18 protein-coding genes are annotated in these 20,245 nt (G+C 44.1%); 3 read left to right on the forward strand and 15 right to left on the reverse strand.

Going from position 1 to position 20,245, the window contains the following annotated elements; genetic code table 11:
• Positions 1-174: 174 nt before the first annotated feature.
• From ACEWB7_RS09780 to ACEWB7_RS09795, 4 genes are all read right to left on the reverse strand, one after another.
• Positions 175-1,308, reverse strand: a complete 1,134-nt coding sequence (locus ACEWB7_RS09780) for a hypothetical protein (protein ID WP_180025231.1) — start codon at positions 1,306-1,308, stop codon at positions 175-177.
• A gap of 94 nt (positions 1,309-1,402) precedes the next feature.
• Positions 1,403-2,821: a hypothetical protein gene (locus tag ACEWB7_RS09785; protein ID WP_411580675.1), complete on the reverse strand. Its 1,419-nt coding sequence runs from the start codon at positions 2,819-2,821 to the stop codon at positions 1,403-1,405.
• Between the two features lie 9 nt (positions 2,822-2,830).
• Positions 2,831-3,010 (reverse strand): hypothetical protein, encoded by a 180-nt coding sequence (locus tag ACEWB7_RS09790; RefSeq protein ID WP_004781696.1) that lies wholly within the window; start codon positions 3,008-3,010, stop codon positions 2,831-2,833.
• 256 nt (positions 3,011-3,266) lie between these two features.
• Positions 3,267-3,434 (reverse strand): hypothetical protein, encoded by a 168-nt coding sequence (locus ACEWB7_RS09795; RefSeq protein ID WP_171069961.1) that lies wholly within the window; start codon positions 3,432-3,434, stop codon positions 3,267-3,269.
• 416 nt (positions 3,435-3,850) lie between these two features.
• Here ACEWB7_RS09795 and ACEWB7_RS09800 point away from each other — a divergent pair, with 416 nt between their 5' ends.
• Positions 3,851-4,051: a dodecin family protein gene (locus ACEWB7_RS09800; RefSeq protein ID WP_005232506.1), complete on the forward strand. Its 201-nt coding sequence runs from the start codon at positions 3,851-3,853 to the stop codon at positions 4,049-4,051.
• A 61-nt stretch (positions 4,052-4,112) separates the two neighbouring features.
• Here ACEWB7_RS09800 and ACEWB7_RS09805 read toward each other — a convergent pair whose 3' ends face one another.
• The 4 genes from ACEWB7_RS09805 to ompR form a co-directional block, all read right to left on the reverse strand.
• Positions 4,113-4,808 carry a DsbA family oxidoreductase gene (locus tag ACEWB7_RS09805; protein ID WP_411580676.1) on the reverse strand — a complete coding sequence of 232 codons (696 nt, stop codon included), beginning with the start codon at positions 4,806-4,808 and terminating at the stop codon, positions 4,113-4,115.
• A gap of 208 nt (positions 4,809-5,016) precedes the next feature.
• Complete coding sequence (locus tag ACEWB7_RS09810) at positions 5,017-6,534, reverse strand: acetyl-CoA hydrolase/transferase family protein (RefSeq protein ID WP_411580677.1); 1,518 nt, start codon at positions 6,532-6,534, stop codon at positions 5,017-5,019.
• Between the two features lie 205 nt (positions 6,535-6,739).
• Complete coding sequence (locus tag ACEWB7_RS09815) at positions 6,740-8,200, reverse strand: ATP-binding protein (protein ID WP_411580678.1); 1,461 nt, start codon at positions 8,198-8,200, stop codon at positions 6,740-6,742.
• A gap of 310 nt (positions 8,201-8,510) precedes the next feature.
• The gene (ompR, locus tag ACEWB7_RS09820) at positions 8,511-9,275 is read right to left on the reverse strand and encodes a two-component system response regulator OmpR (protein WP_004781707.1); all 765 of its coding nucleotides are present in this window, start codon (positions 9,273-9,275) and stop codon (positions 8,511-8,513) included.
• Positions 9,276-9,610: 335 nt separating this feature from the next.
• Between ompR and ACEWB7_RS09825 the strand changes: the two genes are divergently transcribed.
• Positions 9,611-11,962 (forward strand): Tex family protein, encoded by a 2,352-nt coding sequence (locus ACEWB7_RS09825; RefSeq protein WP_312308644.1) that lies wholly within the window; start codon positions 9,611-9,613, stop codon positions 11,960-11,962.
• A gap of 54 nt (positions 11,963-12,016) precedes the next feature.
• Here the strand turns inward: ACEWB7_RS09825 and ACEWB7_RS09830 are convergent, their stop codons facing one another.
• The 6 genes from ACEWB7_RS09830 to ACEWB7_RS09855 form a co-directional block, all read right to left on the reverse strand.
• The gene (locus ACEWB7_RS09830) at positions 12,017-12,334 is read right to left on the reverse strand and encodes a hypothetical protein (RefSeq protein ID WP_159123431.1); all 318 of its coding nucleotides are present in this window, start codon (positions 12,332-12,334) and stop codon (positions 12,017-12,019) included.
• 61 nt (positions 12,335-12,395) lie between these two features.
• Entirely contained in the window at positions 12,396-13,472 is a 1,077-nt protein-coding gene (locus ACEWB7_RS09835) for a patatin-like phospholipase family protein (protein ID WP_180002535.1), read from the reverse strand.
• Between the two features lie 158 nt (positions 13,473-13,630).
• Complete coding sequence (locus tag ACEWB7_RS09840) at positions 13,631-15,250, reverse strand: ABC1 kinase family protein (RefSeq protein ID WP_159123429.1); 1,620 nt, start codon at positions 15,248-15,250, stop codon at positions 13,631-13,633.
• Between the two features lie 12 nt (positions 15,251-15,262).
• On the reverse strand, positions 15,263-15,976 hold the full coding sequence (locus ACEWB7_RS09845; protein WP_312308638.1) for a hypothetical protein: 714 nt from the start codon (positions 15,974-15,976) through the stop codon (positions 15,263-15,265).
• A gap of 14 nt (positions 15,977-15,990) precedes the next feature.
• A complete protein-coding gene (ubiE, locus tag ACEWB7_RS09850; protein WP_312308636.1) occupies positions 15,991-16,935 on the reverse strand; it encodes a bifunctional demethylmenaquinone methyltransferase/2-methoxy-6-polyprenyl-1,4-benzoquinol methylase UbiE in 945 nt (314 codons plus the stop codon).
• A 260-nt stretch (positions 16,936-17,195) separates the two neighbouring features.
• On the reverse strand, positions 17,196-17,900 hold the full coding sequence (locus ACEWB7_RS09855; protein ID WP_312308633.1) for an FFLEELY motif protein: 705 nt from the start codon (positions 17,898-17,900) through the stop codon (positions 17,196-17,198).
• A gap of 206 nt (positions 17,901-18,106) precedes the next feature.
• Between ACEWB7_RS09855 and ACEWB7_RS09860 the strand changes: the two genes are divergently transcribed.
• Positions 18,107-19,528: a phosphate--AMP phosphotransferase gene (locus tag ACEWB7_RS09860; RefSeq protein ID WP_312308631.1), complete on the forward strand. Its 1,422-nt coding sequence runs from the start codon at positions 18,107-18,109 to the stop codon at positions 19,526-19,528.
• Positions 19,529-19,576: 48 nt separating this feature from the next.
• On the opposite strand, the gene ACEWB7_RS09865 is transcribed toward ACEWB7_RS09860, so the two are convergent.
• On the reverse strand, positions 19,577-20,080 hold the full coding sequence (locus ACEWB7_RS09865; protein WP_159123426.1) for a hypothetical protein: 504 nt from the start codon (positions 20,078-20,080) through the stop codon (positions 19,577-19,579).
• Positions 20,081-20,245 lie beyond the last annotated feature (165 nt).

The following is a 20,245-nucleotide window of genomic DNA, read 5'->3' on the forward strand; positions in this document are numbered from 1 at the left end:
TTTCACTAAAAACTGCTCGAGGTACACCAACCAAGCGCTGGAATTCAGAATCTGAAAAACGATTTAATTTCTGATATTTCATGAAATCTATATTGAGGCAGTTTTTACTTTCGCAAGAGGTCTATTAAAAAGCCCATATTTTATGGGCTTTTATAGTTTCGGATTTTTTCAAATTTAGAAAATGGCCTCAAGACGTACCATCGCACCCAGATAATGGCTTCGGTCCAGTCGGTCATCATTCAGATAGTTCAGGTCGCCTTGCACAAAGAACCATTCACGTAAGAAAGGCTGTCTCCAGGATACATAAGGTCCCCAGCGATTTAAGCGTAAATCTTTATCATCCAGATAGCCGCCCGTATAGATGCCATAGTTAAAGCGGTTGCCCTGGAAAAATTGATGCTGTCTGAAGGTATAGTTGTCCCAGGTCAAATCGTCTTCCTGCTCATCTGCATAGGTTAAACTTAACTGATTGGAAAAAAAGGCCTCATTGGGACGAGCATGGATCAGTTCCAGGTTGGTCCGCAAATAATTTTCACTCTGCAATCCATAGCGATAAATCTGTTCGGCATGAAAAGAGAAGTCATTCTGCATCGCCCAGTCTTTACTGATTTTGGCCCGTACATAGATATCATCCCCAGAACGTACCCCCAGATCCAGATCGCTATCGAAAGGTAGGCCATTTGAAAATTCTGACCAGCGTAGTGCAAACGAGCTGTTGTTTTCACGGGTACGGCGAATATCCAGATTTTTATCCCGGGCATTGCCAGGATTTTCATTGGTAATTGCGACATTGCTATCCAGTTCGTTATCCAGGCTGTCATCACCAAAGACCAGACTTAACTTTTGTTCCAAGGTTGGAAGCTTGATTTTTCCTCGAATCCTCGGCTTGATTTCATAGTTTTCATATTTGTCCCAGCTATTATCCAGGATGATTCGCAAAGTCGCAGTTGCTGGCTCATCCGGGTTGGTCTGGCCAAACCAGTTATCAATCTTATGTGCGGTGCGGTCTGCCCATTCACGGATTCTTTTCTGCTTTTTGTCAGCCCAAGATTTATCTTCTGTTTCTTCGGTGGTGGGCACCATCGCTTCGTCTGACTGTTCAGGTAAAATCGTAGGCGTGGCATCGATCAAGCGTGGAATCTGATCTAAAATACCTGTACCTGTACCTGTACCTGTACCTGTACCTGTACCTGTAGGCTGTTCTGTTTCTGCAGGTTCTGTAGGAGATGCTTCTGCCCAAACTGGGCTACTACTTAATCCCACGCCAAGTGATAGCAATAAGATTCGAGTAATTTGGTTTATTCGCATGAGTTGATTCTTGCTCTTATCGTATTTTATTTACTGCGCTAGTTTTCTAGAAAATAAGGAAAAAAAGCAAGGATAAACTACATAACTACATCAATTATTTAATGATTTGTGCCTGAATTGCCATATAAAGATCTAAAACCCGTACCGGCTGTGACAATCCTAAAACAATTTGATGAATTTTTTGCCAATTCAAATCCTTATCACGTTTGAGCATTAAATAAGGATAAGCGATTTCCTGATTGGACAATGCCAGGCGACGTTCTCCATGAATCACCCGAATTTTCTGATGTTCCTGTAGCAATAAAATTGGAGTAGAAAAATCAGCGGGCGCTTCCTCAAAATTGATAAATTTCTTTTGATGAATACACCGAGCCGGAATATAGGCATAGCTTTCCTCAGGCATCCAGACCGTTTCGGCTTGTTGCAGATATATTTCACTGAAAAGATCTATCTGATCAAGACAGGCACCTAAAGCTGCCCATGATATGGATTTTATCTCTATACAACGCCGTCCACGTTGCGTGCCCCAGTGCTGGATACAGGAATTGGCCTGCAAGAGGCTCGGTGCGCCTAAGAGCATCAGATATTTCAGACCTTGCCCTTGCTGATCGGTCTGCATGGAGAGATAAACAGGACGTGCCTGCCAGTGGTCTTCCTCAGCATAATATAGCGCCATTTCAAGTTCAGCTGGTTGAGAGGCAGTCGGCTGTAATTCTAGGGCACAGAGACGCCGTATAGTCGCTCCAGCATGTTCTAATGGATGTAGCAGGGCAGAGAATTCACCTAGCTGTAAAGATTCAGGAAAATTAATATTTTCATCTATTATCAAAATAGAGGATGAACTATCCGTGTTGTCTATTTCTATAGACAGCTCAGCTGTTTTAGCTTCTTCTGTTTCGCTAGTTGCTCTGTCTAAATCAGGTTTAATTGTTTTAGACAATTGAGGTGCAGTGATCTTGGTCTGGATCTGCAAACTGCCCTGATGATAACGCGCGATTTCTAGGGTAAGCGTATCGAATTCGGCATCCTGAACAAATAAAGCCGGAATATCCAGTTGGGGATCGAGAGGAAAATATGCGTCTTGTTGCTGTTGCTGCAAAAGCCAGTGATGGCAATTTGCTAATTCAACCCATTCACTATGTAAAAAATCAGATTGCTTTACAGGACCCAGCCAGATTTGCCAGCCTTGTTGTGGCTGATGCAAAAAGGCCCAGCCTGTTTCTCTATGCGCAGTCAGTACCTGTTGCAGCTGGACAGTATCCTTAAAATAACCGCGATAACAGTGATGAAAATCGGTGCTCGCCGCAAACTGATGTGCTGCCAGCTCAGGCTGGACACGGGATTTAAAACTTAAAATCTGATTTTTAAAAACAGGTTCATCACAGAGATGAAAAATATCCTGGAGTCTTTTTTTGGTTCGGGCGACTTCATATAAACTGAGGGATTTATGTTCTAGTTGCTGCCCCAATTCATTTAATTCTTTAATTAATTTTGCTTTTTCTAAAGCATTCATTTTAGCTCTCTAGATATATTTGAGTGCTTTATCCAGTGACTTGGCCATGATCATATTGACGGCAAGTTCTACCAGTTTATATTCGGTAGAGTTGGGATCTGGATAACGCTCAGCCATTTCAATCAAAAAATCCACAGAAATTGCCTGCGGAGAAATTTTTCCCTGTATTAATGCTTGAAGCTGGTTCATAACAAGAAAGTCTGAAATCCATAAAAGATCAGGTTTTGATTATAAGCATTTGATTGACAAAATACTTGATTGTTTTGAGTATTTTTTAAGCGAATTTGGTAGTTGTTTTTGAATAAAAAGTGAACGAAATCAAAATAAAATAAAAAATAATGAGGTTTTTAATGCTCTCTAAATAGAAGAACGAGTTAGACTTTTGAAGTCCTGAAATAAAAACAGGCTGAATAATTCAGCCTGCTGGGAGATTTCGCTTAAAGACTTAAGCCGCTTTTTCAGTTTCTGCATTTGCAGTATCTGTTGCTACAGTTTCAACTGGTGCTTTGCTCACAGGGAAATCTGGAAGATAAACCACTTGAGCCATTTGTGCTGAAGCTTGTAGAGAAAAAGCCATCACAGTTGCTGCGCATAAAAATTTAACAGTTTTCATAACATGACCTTTTGATATCTGGGTGTTCAAGAGCTTGAACAAGAAAAAAGTTAGTCCTAAATCACGTGAAAAATAATATCAAATGGCAATTAATAAAAAATGATCAAATCGGCAAGAAAAGCAACTAAATTTAGATAAAATACTCTATAAAACAATGTATTAGAATATTTACTCTAGATAGTTTTGGATTGTTTTTTATACATTTTTTAGATGTTTTAGAAGCTTTTAAACAAACATTTATTTGTTGATTATTTAAAACTAGAGGTCCAGATTTAAATTTTTTTAAAGCAGTAAGGGCAAATCAGTATTTGTTCATTCCCTGTAAGTTTTTGCTATCACTTGTTTGCTAAGAGCTGTAGAGAAATTTAAATCAACTAAGATGAATGCTTCTATCTTCACAGAGTGAGTGTTGAATCATGGCAATTGCAAAAGTGGTAGAAGTTAATTCAAGCAGTAGTAAAAGCTTTGAGGATGCAATTCAGACTGGCATCGCGAAAGTCACAGAGACGATTAAAAATGTTCAAGGTGCCTGGATCAATGAACAGAAAGTCGTGATTAATGACAATAAAATTACCGAATATCGTGTCAATCTAAAGATCAGTTTTCTGGTTGAATAATTCACATCATTCATAAAAAAATCCCCATCTTGAATGGGGATTTTTTGATTTGATTTAGTGTTTATTGAGGCTTTTCAGGAACATCACAAGCATCTGTAGAACACTGATCAGCTGCTGGTTGTTGCTGTGGCTCCTCTAAAGCTTTTTCAAGAACTTGTAAAAAGACTTCTTTCGGCTGAGCACCTGCCAAAGCAATACGTTGATCAAATACAAAGAAAGGAACACCGGTAACTTTGAGCTGGTCACGTGCTACTTCCTGGTCAAATTTAACAAAGTCCGCAAACTCATCCGAGTCGAGTAAATCATCCACCTCGACCGGGTTCAGGCCAATACGCGCCGCGACATCTTCCAACGTTTCACGTTCACCAATTGGCAGGCCTTGCGTCATATAGCTGTAGAAAAAAGCTTCCTGAGCTTCATTGCCCAAGCCTTTGCTTTGTGCCAGGTGAATGATGCGATGCGCATTCAAGGTATTGCCAGAGTTGGCACCTTCCCAGTTAAATTCAATGCCTTCCTGTTTGGCCATGGCTGCGATATTGCGCTGCATGTCTTCAACTTCTGCCACTGAACGGCCATATTTTTGTGCCAAACGCTCAGAGTTGGAAACTTCCTGACGGACTGGCGCTTCAGGATCTAGCTGAAAACTATGCCAATGGACTTCAAGTTCAATTCCGCTTTCCTTTGCAGCAGCTTCCAGCCGTTTTTTACCAATATAGCAAAAAGGGCAGACCACATCTGACCAAATATCTACGCGCATGTCATGTCTCTAATCTTTGTCTTGTTAGAAGTATGAGGGTGAAGAACTGGAATTTAAAGCCCTGCATCCAGACTAAGTGCAGTTTTTTAATCATTCAAAATATTTAAGAAGTTAAGCTGATCAGATTCTTATGGATAGATTTGTCTTTGTTTATTTATTATTTTTCCCATAAAAAAACGCCCCGTGGGGCGTTTTCTGAAGCGGTCAATTAAGCAGTTTTGACTGCAGCTTCTACTGCAAGCATATGACCATTTTCTTCAAAGTTAGAGTGCCAAGACAATGCTTCACGAAGCAGGTGAGGTGTATGGCCACCTTTTGCACATGCACGGTCGAAGTAGTCATTCAATGCATCTCGGTACATTGGGTGTGCACAGTTGTCGATGATCGCACGTGCACGTTCACGTGGCGCCAGACCACGAAGATCTGCCAGACCTTGTTCAGTCACAAGGATATCAACATCGTGTTCTGCATGGTCGATATGTGAAGCAAACGGCACTACAGAAGAGATGTCGCCACCTTTCGCGATTGATTTGGTTACGAAGATCGCCAAGTGGGCATTACGCGCGAAGTCACCTGAACCACCAATACCGTTCATCATTTTGGTACCACATACGTGAGTTGAGTTCACGTTACCGTAAATATCAAACTCAAGTGCAGTGTTGATGCCGATAATACCTAAACGGCGTACCAGTTCAGGATGGTTTGAAATTTCCTGTGGACGTAATACCAGTTTGTCCTTGTATTGTTCTAGGTTGTTAAATACTTTCTCGCCGTACTTAGCAGAAAGCGTAATAGAAGAACCTGAAGCAAACTTCATTTTACCGGCATCGATCAATTCAAAGGTACAGTCTTGTAGTACTTCTGAGTACATGATCAAGTCTTCGAAGTTTGAATCTTTCAGACCCGTCAATACGGCGTTTGCAATGGAACCGATCCCTGCTTGAAGAGGGCCAAGGTTTTTCGGTAAACGCTCTTCAGCTACTTCTTTTTCAAAGAAAGCGATCAAGTGGTTAGCAATTGATTGAGTCTCATCATCTGGTGCAGTTACAGTAGATGGAGAGTCGTGCAATTCGCTGTTAAATACGATACCAACAATTTTAGATGGATCGATATTGATCGCATGCGTACCAATACGCTCATCAACTTGAGTCAATGGAATCGCTTGACGCGTTGGACGATAGGTCGGGATGTAGATATCGTGCAAGCCTTCAAATGCCGGGCTTAAATTCGTATTGATTTCTACAATTACTTTTTCAGCAAAAATCGCAAAGCTTGCAGAGTTACCAACAGATGTTGTTGGAATGATGCCGCCATCTTCAGTAATTGCTACGGCTTCGATGATCGCAACGTCTGGTTTTTTCAACTGCAGGTTACGCATTTGCTCAACAGTTTCAGACAAGTGCTGGTCAATGAACATCACTTCGCCCTTGTTGATCGCTTTACGTAAAGTATTGTCTACCTGGAACGGTAAACGGCGTGCCAATACGCCAGCTTCAGTCAGTTGTTTGTCTAGATCGTTCCCTAGTGATGCACCAGTAATTAACGTGATCTTTAATGGATTTGCTTTTGCCTGTTGAACCAAAGCTAAAGGAACCGCCTTCGCTTCACCAGCGCGAGTAAAGCCACTCATACCCACAGTCATACCATCTTCGATGAATTCAGCCGCTTGTTCAGGGCTGATGACTTTGTTGTGTAGGGAGGCTAAACGGATACGATCTAAAGACATTTCAACTCTCATAAATTCTTAAATAATGATACGGATTGTACCGATCAAAAAATGTATTTTGCATAGGTGTTAGGCTAAGGTCTAATTTTTTAGCTAAATGTAGGTATAATGGAAAATGATGTTTTTTAAATGATTGAATTATTAAAAATTAAAATGAATTATATAGAAATACTAAAAAGTCTTTTGTTGCTTTTATGATCACTTACTAGAAGTGATCAGTGAGCGTTTGACGAATTTTATCTAAGGTGGTTGGGGCAGCGGGTGCCTCGGAATCTGCTGTTTTCAGGGGTAAGGCGATAATGGCTTCCAGACCGCCTTCAGGCCGATTCTGGATATGCAGCTCACCTGAGTGAATATCAACAATACGCTTGACAATTGCCAGACCCAGACCACTGCCTTGTACGGTACGCGCAGAATTTCCACGAACAAAGGGTTGCATCAGTGCTTCAATCTGGTCTTCTGGAATCCCTTCACCATGATCGGTCACACTGATCATCAGTTTATGGTCCTGCACATAGGCAGCCAGCTCGATCGGTTCCGCACCATAGCGTTTTGAGTTGTTGATCAGGTTACCAATCAGGCGTTTCAGCGACATGCTGCGTACCTCAACCAGCGGTATTTCTTGAGGTGTAAAGCGAATATCAAGTGGCTTAAACTGCTTGACCAGTTCCTGCAACAGCACATTGACATTGGTTTCTTGCAGCTCTTCATCGGAACCATCCCGCATATAGGAAATGAACTGGTTCAGAATGGCATCCATATCCTCGACGTCATAAATCAGGCCTTCCTTGAGAAAGTCTTCATCCGGCATCATTTCTGCGCTAAGACGGATACGGGTCAACGGTGTACGCAGGTCATGTGAAATCCCCGCGAGCATGATTCGACGATCACGCTCGGTTTGATCCAAGGTATAAATCATCTGGTTAAAGGCATGATTCACCTGACGGATTTCCAGCGGACCATGATTGGTATCCAGATAAGGGGCGGAACCATTTTTACTATAGCTGTTTGCTGCATTCTGTAGGCGGCGTAAAGGACGGTTCAGCTGACGAACTAGGGTCAGAATAATAATGCCGGCAATGAGTGGTGTACCAAGCAGCCAGCCTAGAATCAGTTCAGGGCTATAGTTGGCATAGGTTTTAAGAGGCTCACGTACCCAATTGCCATTCATTTCAGGAGTTTGGATCCAGATGCGTGGACTTGGCTTGAACTGGAAATAAACGGTTGCCTGTTCGATTCTTAATTCTTTGGCCAGTTTGGTTTCAATCTGGTTAGTAAAGAATTCGGCAATGACCTTGTCTTTTACATTGGGGTATTCAGCCGGATTGGTGACATATTCGATTCCGATCCGGTTTTTGAGCCAAGTATCAATATCAACTTCCTGTTCTTTATGATAAAGACGCAGGTCCGGATTGTTGAGAATTTCCAGCTCCATGGCCAGATAACGCGCGTGTTGCTGAATTTCAGGTAGATAAAGTGTGCGCCAGAAAAACCAGATTGACATGAACAGGCTGAAACAGACCACAAAGACCACCAGTACAGTGGTTCGCATTGCTGCAGAGCGCGGCTTGATTTTGTCCAGAAAGCGTTCCCAAGGGGTGCGTTTTTTTTCTGAGTAGCTGACAAAATCGGTAAATTTTTGTGGGTCGATGGGGTCGAGTTTCACTGAGCAATCCTGTGCTATGACTTCAGCAAATTATTATGAGTTGATTAAAAGGCCTTATCACACCGGAGTCAAACCATCTGTAATTTAGATATAGGTTGAAACCTTCGGTTCGACCTACTTTTGTTTCGGCAAAAGTAGGCAAAACCATTTTCATTCGCAAAACTCGTCAAATTGCGGCAAGTAATCAATTTATCGCAGAAACATTAGAGATGAATACCTCCTGCCTCAAACAGTTGCGAATGAATTTGTCACGTAATTAAAAACTAAATTGATAGACGGACGAATATTTTACTTTCTTCTAATAAGAAAATTATTCAGCACCATCTGGAACAAACACATAACCGACACCCCAAACGGTTTGAATATAACGCGCACGGGCAGGGTTTTCTTCAATCAAACGACGTAAGCGTGATACCTGAACGTCAATTGAACGTTCCATCGCACCCCATTCACGACCACGCGCCAGATTCATCAGCTTGTCACGAGTTAAAGGTTCACGTGGATGTTGGACTAAGGCTTTCAATACGGCGAATTCACCGGTAGTTAAGGTGACGACCTGTCCTTCACGAGTCAGGGTACGTGTCGACAGATCCAGTGACCATGGGCCAAAGGATACCACTTCCATTTGCTGGCTAGGAGCACCTGGAACTTCACGGACTTGACGACGCAAAACTGCACGAATACGTGCCAGCAATTCATTTGGATTAAATGGTTTAGGCAGGTAATCATCGGCTCCCGCTTCCAGACCTGCAATACGATCTGAATCGCTACCACGTGCGGTGAGCATAATGATTGGAATATCAATATTCGACTGGCGTAGGCGACGACAGATACTGAGGCCATCTTCTACAGGCAGCATAAAATCGAGCACAATTAGAGAAAACAGTTCCCGCTGTAATAGTCGATCCATCTGGGTAGCATCGTGCGCAGTTTTAACGACGAAGCCTTTATCTTCAAGGAAACGTTGTAACAGGGTACGCAGACGCACATCATCATCGACAACCAGGATGCGCTCGACCCGGTCGGTTTCGGTATGTACAGCATCGGGTTTTTCAGCAGGTACCACTAAACTCATGAGGTGCTCCTTTATTCTTTATTGTCGTCATAAACAAAAAATGAAATATGCTTTGAGTATACGATTCATTACTATTATTGACTATGCTCTAAAGCATCAAATATTGCAGTTAAAATCAAGACATAGATACCAAATATATACATCTATATGCGAAAAAAATCGTTCCGGAACAAGAATAAAATGCAAAGTTCATGCAAACTTTAGCGGAAAAACTGGAAAACGATCGTATACGGTTATCTGAAGCTTATATAAATTAATAAAAACAATGGTGGATTTTATAGACCTGGTCTTTATAATCATGCCATTTAGTACTTATCCTTGTGGGATCAAACACGATGACTGACTTAGTTCAGCAGTTGGCAAAAGAACTTGCCGTACGTCCAAATCAAGTAGAAGCTGCCATCAAACTGATTGATGAGGGTGCCAGCGTTCCTTTCATTGCACGTTACCGTAAAGAAGTAACGCAGGGCTTAGACGATACGCAACTACGCCAGCTCGATACACGTTTATCGTATTTGCGTGATTTGTATGAACGCCGTGAAAAGGTGATCGAATCACTAAAAGAACAAAATAAATTATCTGATGATTTATTGGCACGGGTGAATGCGGCAGAAACTAAAAATGCCCTAGAAGAAATTTACGCACCATACCGTCCAAAACGTACTAGCAAATCGTTTAAAGCCAAAGAAGCCGGTTTAGGTCCGATTGCAGAAAAAATCTTTACTGAAGTCGTGGATCCAGCAGAAGCTTTAGCAGGTTTTAGCCATGAAGATTATCCAGATCAGGAAAGCCAGCTCGATGCGATCCAGCACATCCTGATTGATGACTGGGCACAGAATATTGCGTTGACCACTGAACTTAAAGCAATGTTTGCTAAAACTACTATGCTGAAAAGTCTGGTCGCTAGCGAAGAGAAAAAAGAAGTTGGTAAAAAATTCCGTGATTACTTCGATTTTTCTGAAAATCTGAACAAGGTACCTTCACACCGCTTATTAGCAATGCTACGTGGTCGTCAGGAAAATGTACTGGGCCTTAAAGTAGATGGTGAAGATGATGCATCATTGGCACGTATTGAAACTGAATACAACTTGGATACCATTCAGCCACAATCTCGTCAGGATTTCTTAAAGCAAACTGCGAAATTGTTCTGGCTTGGTAAAGTTCGTCCAACGATCGAACATTCATTATTGACTGAAAAACGTCTGGCTGCTGAAGCTGAAGCAATGCAGGTCTTTGCTGAAAACCTGCGTCATTTATTGCTTTCTGCGCCTGCAGGTGCCCGTACAACTCTGGGTGTAGACCCTGGCATCCGTACTGGCGTGAAATTGGCAGTGGTAAATGAATCAGGTGATGTACTGGCACATAGCACCATTTACCCATTTGCACCGAAAGATGATAAAGAAGGTTCACTGACTGAATTGGCGCGTCTTTGCCGCGAGTTCAATGTTGACCTGATTGCAATCGGTAATGGTACGGCAAGCCGTGAAACTGAAGCATTGGTTGCTGAAATGATGGCTGCAAATAGCGACCTGAAATTGACTCGTGTTTCTGTTTCAGAAGCGGGTGCTTCTGTTTACTCAGCATCTGAACTGGCTTCTCAGGAATTGCCTGAACTGGATGTATCGATCCGTGGTGCAGTATCAATTGCACGCCGTCTGCAAGATCCATTAGCAGAACTGGTGAAAATCGATCCTAAGTCCATTGGTGTAGGTCAGTACCAGCATGATGTGAACCAGACCGGTCTGGCAAAAACTCTTGAAGCAGTAGTTGAGGACTGTGTGAACTCGGTCGGTGTGGATGTGAATACTGCATCTGCTGCGATCCTGGGTTACATCGCAGGTCTGAACAAATCAATCGCGCAGCAAATCGTGGACTTCCGTAAAGAAAATGGCCGTTTTGACAACCGTCAGGATCTGAAAAAAGTGCCACGTCTAGGCGAGCGTACTTTTGAACAGGCAGCGGGTTTCTTGCGTATCCAGCAAGGTTCAGAACCACTAGATGCGTCTGCAGTTCACCCTGAGTCTTATCCACTGGTATCTAAAATTGTTGAAGCGAAAGCAACCACTGTAAAAGATATTATTGGTAATACTGAAATCATTCGTCAAGTGAATGCAGAAGAGTTTGTCGATGATAAATTCGGGCTGCCAACCGTTCAGGACGTTTTGGCTGAACTGGAAAAACCTGGCCGTGACCCGCGTCCAGAATTCCGTACCGCAAAATTCCGTGATGATATTACTGAAGTGGCTCAATTGACTGAAGGCATGCAGCTGGAAGGCGTAGTCACCAATGTGACTAACTTCGGTGCTTTCGTGGATGTTGGTGTACATCAGGATGGTTTGGTACATATTTCTGAATTAGCCAATGAATTTGTGGCTGATCCGCATAAAGTGGTAAAACCAGGTCAAATCGTACAAGTTCGTGTACTGAACGTTGATGTGGAACGTAACCGTGTCAATCTGTCGATGCGTCCTGAAGGTTCGGAAGCGCCAGCGAAAGCACCACGTCAACCACGTCGTGACAATGAGCAACGCGGTGAGCGCAAGCCACAAGGCAAACGTCCACAGCATGCACGTCCACAAGGTGACCGCCCGCATGGCAAGAAACCTCAAGCGGCTAAACCACAAGAAAATAAAATTGGTGGTTTAGGGGCATTGTTATTGCAAGCAGGGATTAAAGGTTCGAAATAATCTTTAGGCTCTAAACGAAAAACCTCCCTTTTGGGAGGTTTTTTTATTGAATCTTTATGAGTTCACGATTGGAACAATCCAGCTGGTAATAATCAATAAAATACCCAGATGTCCCAGTTTACGTGTCACATAAACCAGTTTAGACGGTGGTTGTTCCAGCTGTTTGGCATACTCTTCCATGGTGATGCCTTGTTTGCCTTTACTGGTATATAAGAACACACCCAAATCCAGACAGATCAGAATGGTGCCAATATCTGCCACCAGTTCCATCAGCTCAAATTGCTGGGTATACAGCGACATGCTAACGCTATAAATTAGATAAAGTCCAAAGGCTATACATGCATATTGCAGGATCACTAAAAATTTCTGCATAAATCTCAACAGTTCAAAAAATTAAGGCAATTATACAAACAATTCGGACAGGCTGTGCCCATTACAGGCTTTGCATCACATCGGCAAAATTCTGCTTCTCGACCAGTTCCAGAAATTCATCTCCCAAGCGCTGACTTTCAGCAATACATTGCTTCCAGAGCTGAATCCGCTGAGCTTGATCCAAACCTTTCAAAGTAAAGTCCTTACGATCCGGTAAACGACCCAAAGGCAAACTTTGCAAATATTCCTGAGAAGGTGAAATTAGCAAAGTTCGTGCCTGATTTTCCGGGCTTGCCGTGCGTTTAAACAGTTTATCGAACCAGCCAGGAGTAATGCTGTCAGTAAAATGCGGATATAGCACGATGCCTTTGCTCTGAAACGGCAGGTCAATATGATAGTCAATCAGACCGCCATCGCGATAATAACCTTGCGGTGCATCCGGAATATTATTGACTGCTGCCATCACGCCCGGAATAGAGGCAGAAGCCATCAGCCAGGACAAAACACTTTGCTCAGTCAAGGCGTGATAATGTGTAGTAAATCCATCATCGGCAATTTTAAACTGTTCACCGGTATTCGGCTGGCTGATCACACGTTGCATAAAATGGCGACTATGTTTGCGCGCTACAGCGGTAGTTCCCACAATGCCAGCTACAGAGGCGAGTAGGGGGAGCGCCTTGTCACTCTGGAAAATGTGCTGGGCTTTAATCGACAATACCGTCAGATGATAATCTGGATGATTCACCAGATCGGTTTCTTTGCCTTGTACCAGATCCAGCAGCATGCCACGACAAACGTCACTGACCTCCTTACGGGTCATTTTCTTGTGAAAGTATAGATGGGTATACAAGTCGGCAAGACGTTCAGTGCCTGCTTTGGCTCCCCACGCCGCGACACTGGCAAAACGCCAGCTGCCAATGGATGAACCGACTAGCGTTCTACGCTGAGGGGCACGGGGGAAAAACTCGCCAAAAATGGCCTGATCCAGTCCCTGAATACCAATACCTTTGGGTCCACCTGCAGCACCCGGCACAATATCGACCTGTTCGGGTTGTAAACCTTCTTTCAGAATCAGCTCACGAGCCTGATGCCCAGCGCGGATTTTCAGAGCAGGCGCATGTTTTTGTAAAATCTGCATAAAGGTTCAGCCCATATTTGACCAATGAGGACATATTTTAAGCATCTGGTCACAGAGCCCAATGGCAAGATGTACCCTAAAGTGACTTAGGAGTCATAGGGGAGGAGAAAAATAAAAAAACCTGAACAATGTCAGGTGTCTTAAGAAGGTTATTTCAGTTATTTTGCAATCCGCCAGACCGCGAGTACGCTTGCCAGTACGATCAGAATCACTGATACAAACCATGGTGAAATAATCGCAATTGAAAGCAGGATAGCCATGATGCTGCCGAAAATCCAGCTACGTTTTTGCTGATGTTCCATTTGCAGGCGCATGCTTTGCAATTCATTGAGCTGCTTGGCATGCCAGGCGGACTGGTTTTTCAGACCGTTCAGGCTGTCGATCATCAGGGTCGGTAAATCCTGCGCGCCCAAAAGCAGATCCGGGATTTTTTGTCCGAGTTCCTTGATATTCTTTTGCGGATTCATCTGGGCTTTGACCCAATCGGTGAGGATCGGTTTAGCCAGACTCCAGATATCCAGCTCAGGATATAAGTCTGTTCCCAGACCTTCCACATGCACGAGTGTTTTCAATAGCAACATTAGCTGTGGCGGGATTTCCAGATGGAAACGACGGGCGATGTCCATGACCTGAATCAGAATCCCGGCAAAGTCCAGTTCATGCATTGGCTTGGAGACCATTGGACCCACGGTACGACGCATTTCGCGTGCTAGTGCGTCCTGATCAGTACCTGGTGGAATCCAGCCCGCCTGATGCACAATCTGAATCAGCTGCATGAAGTCACTGTTCATGACCGCCAGCAGCATACGTGCCACGGTCATCTGATCATGTTTGGACAGCTCGCCCATAATCGCACAGTCCAGCGCAATAAAGCGCGGATTGGCCGGATTGATAGTTTCGACAAAAACATTGCCCGGATGCATGTCAGCATGGAAGAAGTTATCGCGGAAGACCTGGGTAAAGAAAATCGTCAGACCTTTACGTGCCAGATCCGCACGGTCCATACCCAGTTCATCAAAGGTGGCAATATCCGAAATCGGAACACCGGTAATCCGTTCTGCTACCAGCACGTCCTTACTGTCCATATAGACTTCAGGCACATACATCATGCTGGAGCCAGTGAAGTAATGACGCATACGGCGGGTATTATCCGCTTCCAGAGTCAGGTCTAGCTCATTCAGAATGATCTGGCGATAGTCCTGAATAATTTCAGACAAGTGTAGGGCACGCGCTGCTTCCAGACGCTTTTCCAGAAAATCACCCAGCCAGCTTAGAATCTCAAAATCCTGCAAGATCTGTTGACGAATATTCGGGCGGGTCACTTTGACCACTACTTCACGGCCATCATGCAGGGCAGCAGTATGCACCTGTGCAATCGAAGCTGCTGCCAATGGCTGAACATCAAATCGGGCGAATAGAGTATTTACATCCGCTTTTAAGGATTCCTGAATACGCATCTTGGCGACATCATTATCAAAGGGCTTGACCTGATCCTGTAACAGGACCAGTTGTTGTAGCACTTCAGGCGGAATCAGGTCACGACGGGTCGAAAGCAATTGTCCCAGCTTGATCGCCAGCGGTCCCATCTCTTCCAGTGCCAGTTTCAGCTTGAGCGGGTTTTTACGCTCACGGCTGGACCAGGCTGCCGGATGCATACGGATCAAAGATAAAATATGTCGGGCTTTCTCAGGAAGTTCTTCCGCAGGAAACAACGTGTCGAGTCTATAGTGCGCGGCGATGCGCCAAAGTTCGAGTAAACGTGAAACATGCGGAATCATAAAGCGGTGTACCTAGTATTGAGAAGGAATATGAGGTGTAGCAGGAGTAAATGGCTGATCAGTAGAATCGTCAGATTCAATCTGTGCCTGAAGCTGACGGATTTTGGCTTCGACGCGATCTAAATTCTGGTTCAGGATACGGGTATCCTGATTCAGGTCATCCATTTGCCAGCGCGGGGCAAAGAGACCACTATCTTCTTTCAGGGCATCTTCAGCAAAAAATAACTGGCTTTGTAAAGTGCGTTTTAAATGCTTCGGAGCCAGCTGCAACTTGCCAATTTCATGTGCCAGAGCAGGGCCAATCCAGGGACTCAAATGCGCCGCCAGATCAGGTTCTGCCTGCTGCATGATGCGCTGGATTTCTTGCAGAAGTTTATAGTCACCTTGCAATGGAATATTACCGACTTCATCAGCAAGCAGCAGTTTAAGCAGCTCTACGACATTATTCACCTGTAGCGTCGCCGTTGCTTCAGGAATTTGAGTACTATTGGCTTCATAAGGGCGCTGTTCAAAAATCGAAGATTCTTCAGTATGACCGGTTGGCGTTGGTTCCAGACGAACCTTGCCCTCATCAAAGAAGACATCGACGGACAGTTGCGGTGAGGTAATGACCAGCCGCAACATTTTGCCGGCTAAAGCATTGAGCTGAATGCGGGTAATCGCATCCAGATCAATCATATGATGAATCAGGCGTTCAACAGCACCGAGAGCGAGAAGTGACCACATATCGGGTACGACCCTTAAAGCTTGAAGCCACGGTGAACGGCAACGATACCGCCGGTCAGGTTGTGGTAATCACAGTTCTGGAAGCCAGCATTTTCCATCATGCCTTTTAAAGTACGCTGGTCTGGATGCATACGGATTGATTCAGCCAGGTATTTATAGCTTTCTGAATCATTTGCCACGATTTTGCCCATGATTGGTAGAGCGGTGAATGAATACAGGTCATACAGTTTTGAGAATGGCTCAAAAACTGGTTTAGAGAATTCCAGAATCAGTAAACGACCGCCTGGCTTAAGCACACGATACATGGCTGCCAGTGCAGCATCTTTATCGGTGACGTTACGCAGACCAAAAGAAATCGTTACCAGGTCAAAGCTGTTGTCGGCAAATGGCTCTAGAGTTTCTGCATTCGCCAGAACGAAATCAACATTGGTACAGCCGGCATCAATCAGACGATCACGGCCAACATTCAGCATGGATTCGTTAATATCAGACAGTACTACATGACCGGTAGGGCCCACTTCACGGCTAAATACTTTGGCTAGGTCGCCTGTACCGCCTGCAATATCCAGCACATGCTGGCCACGGCGCACGCCTGACATATTAATCGCAAAACGTTTCCACAGACGGTGAATGCCGAATGACATCAGGTCATTCATGATGTCGTATTTGCTGGCTACCGAATGGAATACTTCAGCCACTTTCTGGGCTTTTTCGTCACTGCTCACAGTCTTGTAGCCGAAGTGCGTGGTTGGACCGACGTTACTGGTATTGGCACCGCGTGGCAGGTTATATTTAGGGACAGTTCCAGTCACAGGCGTATCGGTCAGGCGTTGTTCTAGAGATTGTTGCTGACCTTGTGGAGCGCCTTGCGGAAGCGGAGTAGTTAAGAATGGGCTCACTTTGTCTGTCTGTTGTGCCGACTCGGGTGTAGGGGTAGGCGTTTGATTTTCATTCGACATTGGAGTCACTCCTAACATATCAATCGGGTTAATCTTGCATTGCCTGCATAATGACAGATTCTTGGATGTTATTCAGCAATCATGATGCAATTGTTATGAATAATATACAGAAAAATAGGAATATGGGCGGAAATCTTCACTGCCAGTGATCGAATAATTCATATGATTTATCATTGGCGATGGCCTGCCCTAAAAACCTGAAAATATCAGGATCAGGCAGGACCGCAATCCTTCCTCATCATGGATGGGAAAGGAATCTACTATTGGAATGGCACTGGATCGCCTGAATGCACCTTATCAATAATACCGCGTTCAATCGCAGTAAAGTCATGCACGAATTTTTCTGCCGATTTTAACGGTTTCATGGCCTGGAAACCGTCCTGCATAAACTCATACATCACCTGAAAATGATATTTATTGGCTGCGCCTTTACACATCTTGAAGGCGGTATACACCACAAAGGAACGCATATATTTATCCAGACTGACACCCAGCTGATCCAGCAATGCTAGCTGTTTCAAACGTGCTTCCCCCTGATCCAGTTTCAGATAAGTCACACGCATCATTTCATCGGTCAATGGTGCGTTGGCAGGGTAATCCTCTAAAAGCTGAATCGCGACCTGTTCATCCAGTTGCACGGCCAAGATCGCCAGTTCGACGCCTGAGGTTCCGGTTTTCAGGGCATTTTCCGGAATCATTTTTTCTGCCTTGTGCGCATATTTCATCAGTCGGGCAATCTGTTCGGCCAGTGCGTCAAAGTCCGGGCCGCCATAGAGCCGATTCAGGAAATATTCGGCCATCAGCTGGTTATTTTTTTCAGAAAAATGCTGATGATGGCTGCGCTGCATTCTTGTCTTTTGCCATGCCTGCACATCCTGTAAACGGCTTAAAATTTCAGGCTGAGTGTGATACTTCAGCTGATAATACTGTTCTAAGAGTTCATCTAATCGGGCAAGTTTGGACATGTATTTTCAAATATGATTTTTCGATCTCAGAATCTTAGAGGGTGTGGCGCAATCTCGCTATGACAAATTGATCAATGATTCCTTATTTGAATGTCAATTTGCTGTTTAAACAGACAATCTAATCGTGTGAAAAACGTTGCTAACGCTATTTTTGCGTTTAGACTCCTCGCTATACTGCCCACAAGAATAAAAGATGAGGGATCTCCATGCGTACAGAAGAACAAAGTTTCCGGTTAATGGACGAAGACGAGCTATCCCTTGCGCTGATCAATGCCCAGTATGATCTGAGAAAAACCCAGGGTCAGAAAAATGGCAAAAGCCTGATTGTTCTGGTCAATGGAATCGAGCTGGCAGGTAAGGGCGAAGCAGTCAAACAGTTACGTGAATGGGTAGATCCTCGTTATTTGCAGGTGAAGGCCGATCAGCCGCAAGTATTAGGAGAAAAACAGACCTTCTGGCAACCCTATACACGGTTTATTCCTGCCCAGGGCCAGATTATGGTGCTATTTGGCAACTGGTACAGCGATCTGCTCAGAACCACCATGCAGACTGGTGCCATTGATGATGCCCAGTTTGATGCCTATCTGGAAGATATGCGTACCTTTGAGCAGGATCTAAAAAATAACTATGTTGATGTGGTCAAGGTCTGGTTCGACTTGCCTTGGAAAACGCTACAAAAACGCCTGGATCAGATGGATCCGAGTGAAATGCAATGGCACAAACTGCATGGGCTGGACTGGCGCGACAAAAAAAAGTACGACACCGTGCAACGTTTGCGAGAGCGGTTTAGTAAAGACGACGACTGGCTGATCATTGATGGGGAAGATGAAAAACGGCGTGACCAGCAGTTTGCACAGCATATTTTGCAGGCTTTAAAACATTGTCCCAATCATCCGGTTCGGGCCAAAGGACGATGGAAACAGACCAAAATTCCAGAATTATTGCAGCATCCTTCGCAAGAGCTTGCCAAGACAGAGGACTATAAGGCGGAACTGAAAAAACTGTCTCTTCAGGTGGCCAAGGCGCTGCGCTCAGACCCACGCAATGTGATTTTGCTGTTTGAAGGGATGGATGCAGCAGGCAAGGGCGGAGCAATCAAGCGGATTGTGAAAAAGCTGGATCCACGTGAATATGAAATCCAGACCATTGGGGCGCCGGAAAAATATGAACTGAATCGTCCTTATTTATGGCGTTTCTGGAACAAGCTACAAACCGATGATGATATCTGTATTTTTGACCGCTCCTGGTATGGTCGGTTGCTGGTAGAACGGGTAGAAGGCTTTGCCAGTCCGGCAGAATGGCAGCGGGCCTATGATGAAATTAACCGATTTGAACAGAGCCTGATTAATCATCAAACCGTAATTATTAAATTCTGGCTGGCGATTTCCCAGGAAGAGCAGGCCGCCCGTTTCAAGGCGCGTGAAGATACTCCACATAAGCGTTTTAAAATCACCGATGAAGACTGGCGTAACCGGGAACGTTGGGAGGATTATTTAAAAGCGGCCGCCGACATGTTTGAACGTACGTCGACAGAACAGGCACCATGGCACATTATCGCCACTGATGATAAAAACACCGCTCGGGTCGAAATTTTAAAAACAATTTTAAAGCAGCTTCAGGCAGATTAATCTGCCTGAATTATGAAAATTTTGAGGATAAAAAATGGGGCGGGAAATTTATTTGCCTTGAGCAATCTGTTTTTGCTGGATATTTTTTGCTGTGCGATAACAATCTTCCACATGCGCTTCAGCAATTTTTTTCATGACAAAATAACCGAGGCTCGCGGCTACCAGTTGACCACCGAGTGGAATGAATTTTGTGACTTGCTTTGTGATCACTTTCGCTGCAACATTGTTCAAAGATTTTTTGACTGCTGTACGTGCTACCACCAGACCGGAAAACTCGATTCCGCGTTTACGCAGTTCATTCCAGTGCACCTGTTTGGTTGCAGGATCAAACACACTGATCTGTTCAGGGGCTAGACCAAAGCGGGCATTGATCTCCGGAATCAGTTGCGACAGAATGCCGACATCAATGACCACGTCCAGAAATGGCACCGGAATCACAGCTGCTCCGGCAGAATAATAGGCACGTTTTTTGGTTAGCTCTAAGCACTCGTTGCGAATTCTGTCTAAATCTAAACTTGGATCGATACGATCTGGAATTTTGTCTAATTTCATGGGCACTACCTAAAGCTAGATGTTGTTTTTTTCTGTTCAAACATCAATAAGATGCTTTTTTCAAAGAACTTTTTTGACTGAAGTATGAGTTTTAAAGTGACATAGACAGTTCGGTAAGTATAGTAAATAATCTTTATCATTTTGTAGTACTGCTCCATCTCATTT

This window comes from Acinetobacter sp. NIOH-H-8, assembly GCF_046635365.1.
Classification (GTDB): Bacteria; Pseudomonadota; Gammaproteobacteria; order Pseudomonadales; family Moraxellaceae; genus Acinetobacter.

Bases quoted from the DNA above. Each gene is read 5' to 3' on its own strand.
- ACEWB7_RS09780 (WP_180025231.1), bottom strand. From the start codon at position 1,308: ATGCGAATAAACCAAATTACTCGAATCTTATTGCTATCACTTGGCGTG.
- ACEWB7_RS09785 (WP_411580675.1), bottom strand. From the start codon at position 2,821: ATGAATGCTTTAGAAAAAGCAAAATTAATTAAAGAATTAAATGAATTG.
- ACEWB7_RS09790 (WP_004781696.1), bottom strand. From the start codon at position 3,010: ATGAACCAGCTTCAAGCATTAATACAGGGAAAAATTTCTCCGCAGGCA.
- ACEWB7_RS09795 (WP_171069961.1), bottom strand. From the start codon at position 3,434: ATGAAAACTGTTAAATTTTTATGCGCAGCAACTGTGATGGCTTTTTCT.
- ACEWB7_RS09800 (WP_005232506.1), top strand. From the start codon at position 3,851: ATGGCAATTGCAAAAGTGGTAGAAGTTAATTCAAGCAGTAGTAAAAGC.
- ACEWB7_RS09805 (WP_411580676.1), bottom strand. From the start codon at position 4,808: ATGCGCGTAGATATTTGGTCAGATGTGGTCTGCCCTTTTTGCTATATT.
- ACEWB7_RS09810 (WP_411580677.1), bottom strand. From the start codon at position 6,534: ATGTCTTTAGATCGTATCCGTTTAGCCTCCCTACACAACAAAGTCATC.
- ompR (WP_004781707.1), bottom strand. From the start codon at position 9,275: ATGAGTTTAGTGGTACCTGCTGAAAAACCCGATGCTGTACATACCGAA.
- ACEWB7_RS09825 (WP_312308644.1), top strand. From the start codon at position 9,611: ATGACTGACTTAGTTCAGCAGTTGGCAAAAGAACTTGCCGTACGTCCA.
- ACEWB7_RS09830 (WP_159123431.1), bottom strand. From the start codon at position 12,334: ATGCAGAAATTTTTAGTGATCCTGCAATATGCATGTATAGCCTTTGGA.
- ACEWB7_RS09835 (WP_180002535.1), bottom strand. From the start codon at position 13,472: ATGCAGATTTTACAAAAACATGCGCCTGCTCTGAAAATCCGCGCTGGG.
- ACEWB7_RS09840 (WP_159123429.1), bottom strand. From the start codon at position 15,250: ATGATTCCGCATGTTTCACGTTTACTCGAACTTTGGCGCATCGCCGCG.
- ACEWB7_RS09845 (WP_312308638.1), bottom strand. From the start codon at position 15,976: ATGTGGTCACTTCTCGCTCTCGGTGCTGTTGAACGCCTGATTCATCAT.
- ubiE (WP_312308636.1), bottom strand. From the start codon at position 16,935: ATGTCGAATGAAAATCAAACGCCTACCCCTACACCCGAGTCGGCACAA.
- ACEWB7_RS09855 (WP_312308633.1), bottom strand. From the start codon at position 17,900: ATGTCCAAACTTGCCCGATTAGATGAACTCTTAGAACAGTATTATCAG.
- ACEWB7_RS09860 (WP_312308631.1), top strand. From the start codon at position 18,107: ATGCGTACAGAAGAACAAAGTTTCCGGTTAATGGACGAAGACGAGCTA.
- ACEWB7_RS09865 (WP_159123426.1), bottom strand. From the start codon at position 20,080: ATGAAATTAGACAAAATTCCAGATCGTATCGATCCAAGTTTAGATTTA.